This is a genomic window from Trebonia sp., assembly GCF_030042015.1.
Taxonomy (GTDB): Bacteria; Actinomycetota; Actinomycetes; order Streptosporangiales; family Streptosporangiaceae; genus Trebonia.
This window is the reverse complement of sequence record NZ_JASIAL010000278.1, coordinates 1-3789: the sequence shown is the minus strand read 5'-3', so window position 1 is coordinate 3789 and position 3789 is coordinate 1. Positions and strand designations below refer to the sequence as shown.

Sequence of the window (3789 nt, the reverse complement as noted above, 5' to 3'; positions counted from 1 at the left end):
GGTGATCGCCGTGTGCGCGCCAGGGGTGATCGCGGCCTGGCAGCAGCGGCTGTCCAGGCGGGCGGGCGGCCGGGGCCGGCGCGGTGCGCGCGGCCACATACGGCTGGTCGCCGAGGTGACCGCGGTGGCGGCGGCGGCGGCCGGCCTGGTCGTGTTCCGGCAGCAGGGCACGCAGGCGGGGGCGGGCGTGAACCTGTACACCAGCGCCGCCCCGGTGCTGGTCGCGGTCCCGGCGGTGGTCGTGGTGCTCCGGGTGTACCCGGTGCTGCTGCGCGGGCTGCTGCGCGTCTTCGCGCGCCGGCGGGCCGCGGCCGCGTTCCTCGGGCTGGCCCGGGCCGCCAGGGCCGCGCTCACCCCGGCGCTGCCCGCGTTCGCCCTCGTCCTCGCGCTGAGCCTGGCCGCGTTCGCGGGCATGGTCAGGGACGCGGTCACCAGCGGCGAGGTCGCCGCGTCGTGGCAGGCCGCCGGAGCCGACGTGACGATCGCCGCGTCGACCAACAACCTGCTCGGCAGCGCCACGATCAGCCCGGCCGCGCAGCGGGCGGCGGCCGCGGTGCCCGGCGTCACGCACGCCGCCGATGTCTGGGAGGCCCCCTGGACCACCCCTGGCGGCAAGCAGGTCATCGGCCTCGCCGTCGACCCGGCCAGCTACGCGGCGCTTGTCTCCGCCACCCAGACATATCCGCAGGCGCCGGCCGGGCCGCTGGCGGCGGGATCGCCGCAGCCGGTGCTCGTGTCACCGCAGGCGGCCGCGGACCTCGGCTCCGGCGTGACGACGCTCAGCACGGGGGCCGCGGCGGCCGCGCCGGTCCGGGTCCGGGTCGCGGGCGTGCTGTCAGGGACGCCGGCGCTGCCCGGTGGCGGCGCGTTCGTGATAATGCCGCTGTCGGTGTTTCGCAGCACGGCCACCCCGCCACTGCCTGTCCCCATCAACGACGTGCTGCTGACCGGGTCGGGGATCGACGCGGCGCAGGTCAACGCGCTGATCGCGAAGACGATGCCAGGGGCAGTCGCGACGTTCCGTTCGGACATATTGAACGGCCTGGCCGGGGCGCCGCTGCAGCATGGCGCCTACGTCCTGTTTGAACTGGCCGTCGTGGTCGCGGCCGTGCTCGGGCTGGCGGTGATGCTGCTTGAGCTGACGCTTGGCGCCGCCGAACGGGAAGCGACGCTCGCCCGGCTCGCCACCATGGGCCTGGGTGAGGGCCAGCGGGCCCGCGTGGTGGTGCTTGAGGTGCTGCCCGCGCTGCTCGCCGCCGCCGTGGCGGCGGTCGCCTGCGGGCTGGTCCTGCCGAGCGTGGTCGCGCCGACGATCAGCCTGTCGGTGTTCACCGGTTCGGTCGGCGGCGTCGCGCTGCGGCCCGACGTGGCGTCCTTCGCGGTGCCGCTTGCCGCGCTGGCGGTGGTGGCGGTGGCCGCGCTGTACGTGGAGATCAGGTCAGGCCGGGAGCGCGGCGTCGCGGCAAGCATCCGGGCAGGAGGATAATGAGGAGCACCGATGACGGCCTCAGAACTTGACGCCCTGCGCCAGGACGCCACGCGCGCGCACGGCGACTTCGGCGCGGGCGCGCTGATCGTCTGCGACCGGCTGGTGCGCATCTACGCCGCCGAGGGGATCGAGGTGCAGGCCCTGCAGGGCCTGGACCTGGTGATCGAGTCGGGCGAGATGACCGCGCTCGTCGGCGCGTCCGGCAGCGGGAAGTCCACGCTGATGAACATCCTGGCCGGGCTGGACTCGCCGACCGCCGGCGCGGTGCGCGTGGCGGGGCACGACCTGGCCGCCATGTCGGCACGGCAGCGGCTGGGCTACCGGCGGTCCGTCGTCGGCTTCATCTGGCAGCAGACGGCGCGCAACCTGCTGCCCTACCTGACCGGCTACCAGAACGTTGAGCTGCCGCTGCGGCTGGCCGGCAGCGGCCGCACCGCGCGGCGCCAGCGCGTCGGCCAGCTTCTTGAGCTGCTCGGCGTGCCGGACTGCGCGGGGCGGCGGCCCGACCAGATGTCCGGCGGCGAGCAGCAGCGGGTCTCGATCGCGGTGGCGCTGGCGAACGCGCCGTCCGTGCTGCTGGCCGACGAGCCGACAGGAGAGCTCGACAGCGTGACAGCCGAATCGGTGTTCGGCGCCATGCGGACCGCCAACAGCGAGCTGGGGGTGACCGTGCTCATCGTGACCCACGACCCGTCGGTGTCGTCGATGGTGCGCCGGGTGATCGCGATCAGGGACGGCCGGACAAGCACGGAGACGCTGCGGCACGGCGCCGGCGACGGCACGGGTGACGGGCATGCCGTCGAGTACGCGGTGCTCGACCGGGCGGGGCGGCTGCAGCTTCCGCTTGAGATGACCGAGTCGCTCGGCATGCGGGACCGGGTGCGGCTCGAACCGCAGGAGGACCACATCGGCGTGTGGCCGGACCGGGCCGTGCCGTCATCCGACCCGGGCTCGCCGGCCCGGTCCGCGTCGGCCGAAGGCGGTGGCGCGTGACCATGGTGGACGTGCGGGACGTGACCCGCACCTACGGCAGCGGCCCGACCGCGACCCCGGCACTGCGCGGGGTCAGCTTCGCGATCGGCGAGGGCAAGCTGGTCGCGCTGCGCGGCCGGTCGGGGTCCGGCAAGACCACGCTCCTCAACGTGGTCGGCGGGCTGGACGCGCCGGACAGCGGCACGGTCGTGGTGGCCGGGCAGGAGGTGACCGCGATGGACGAGCGCGACCGGATGCGGCTGCGCCGGGAGACCGTGGCCTACATCTTCCAGTCGTTCGGGCTGCTGCCCGTGCTGTCGGCCGCCGAGAACGTCGGCGTCCCGCTGCGGATCTCCGGCGTCGCGCCACGGCAGCGGGAGGAGCGCGTCTCCCTGATGCTGTCGATCGTCGGGCTCGCCGGCCACACGAAGCAGCGCCCTGGCGAGCTGTCCGGCGGGCAGCAGCAGCGGGTCGCGATCGCCCGCGCGCTGGCCACCAGGCCCGCGCTGCTGCTCGCCGACGAGCCAACGGGCCAGCTCGACCAGGAGACCGGCAAGCAGATCATGCGGCTGCTGCGCGCCGTCGTGCGCTCCGAGGGCGTCACCGCGCTTGTCGCCACCCACGACCCCGCGCTCATCGACATCGCCGACTCGGTCCTGGAGCTGGCGGACGGCAGGATCACCGACGGCTGACCCGGCCGGCGCCGACGGCGGGGCGTCGCCGGTATTTCACACGACCACGGTGCCCGTGGTGGCCGTGAGGTTCGCGTAAAGCTCGGTGAGGTGCTTGGTGACCGGGCCGGTGGCGCCGTCGCCGATCGTCCTGCCGTCGACGGCGATGACGGGCGCCAGGCCGCCCATCGTGCCGGTGACGAAGGCCTCGTCGGCGTTGTACAGCTGCGGGAGCGTGTAGTCGCCTAGTTCGGCCGGGAGGCCGGCGTCCTGCGCCAGCCGCAGCACCGCCGCGCGGGTGATCCCCTCCGGGCAGGACGCCGCTGTCGGGGTCAGCAGCGCGCCGCCGGCGACCAGGAAGATGTTCGTCGCGTTGGTCTCCGCGATGAAGCCGCGGTGGTCGAGCATCACCGCGTCGTCGGCGCCGGCGACGTTGGCCTCGATCTTGGCGAGGATCGAAGGCAGCAGGTTGTTGTGGTGGATCTTCGGGTCCAGGCAGTCCGGCGCGGGCCGCCGGACGCTGGCGGTGACCAGCGTGATCCCAGCCAGGTCGTATACGGGGTCCTTGAACTCGGCGAGGACGATCAGCGTCGGGCCCGAGGTGTTCAGCCGGGGGTCCATGCCCGAGGTGATCTTGACCCCGCGGGTCAGCGTGAG

The 3789-nt window shown here is 74.2% G+C and carries 4 protein-coding genes; 3 read left to right on the top strand and 1 reads right to left on the bottom strand.

Features of this window, described 5'->3' with window-relative positions; all coding sequences use genetic code 11:
* The 3 genes from Q1N79_RS15125 to Q1N79_RS15115 form a co-directional block, all read left to right on the top strand.
* Nucleotides 1–1486, top strand: a 1486-nt coding sequence (locus Q1N79_RS15125) for a hypothetical protein (RefSeq protein WP_300609574.1), incomplete at its 5' end; no start/stop codon positions are given.
* Between the two features lie 12 nt (nt 1487–1498).
* Nucleotides 1499–2482 carry an ABC transporter ATP-binding protein gene (locus Q1N79_RS15120; protein ID WP_300609572.1) on the top strand — a complete coding sequence of 328 codons (984 nt, stop codon included), beginning with the start codon at nt 1499–1501 and terminating at the stop codon, nt 2480–2482.
* A 2-nt stretch (nt 2483–2484) separates the two neighbouring features.
* Entirely contained in the window at nt 2485–3153 is a 669-nt protein-coding gene (locus Q1N79_RS15115; protein WP_300609576.1) for an ABC transporter ATP-binding protein, read from the top strand.
* A 36-nt stretch (nt 3154–3189) separates the two neighbouring features.
* Here the strand turns inward: Q1N79_RS15115 and Q1N79_RS15110 are convergent.
* Nucleotides 3190–3789, bottom strand: a 600-nt coding sequence (locus Q1N79_RS15110) for an aminotransferase class IV (protein ID WP_300609570.1), incomplete at its 5' end; no start/stop codon positions are given.

Coding starts and splice junctions, on each gene's coding strand:
- Q1N79_RS15115 (WP_300609576.1), top strand. CDS start 2,485: ATGGTGGACGTGCGGGACGTGACCCGCACCTACGGCAGCGGCCCGACC.
- Q1N79_RS15120 (WP_300609572.1), top strand. CDS start 1,499: ATGACGGCCTCAGAACTTGACGCCCTGCGCCAGGACGCCACGCGCGCG.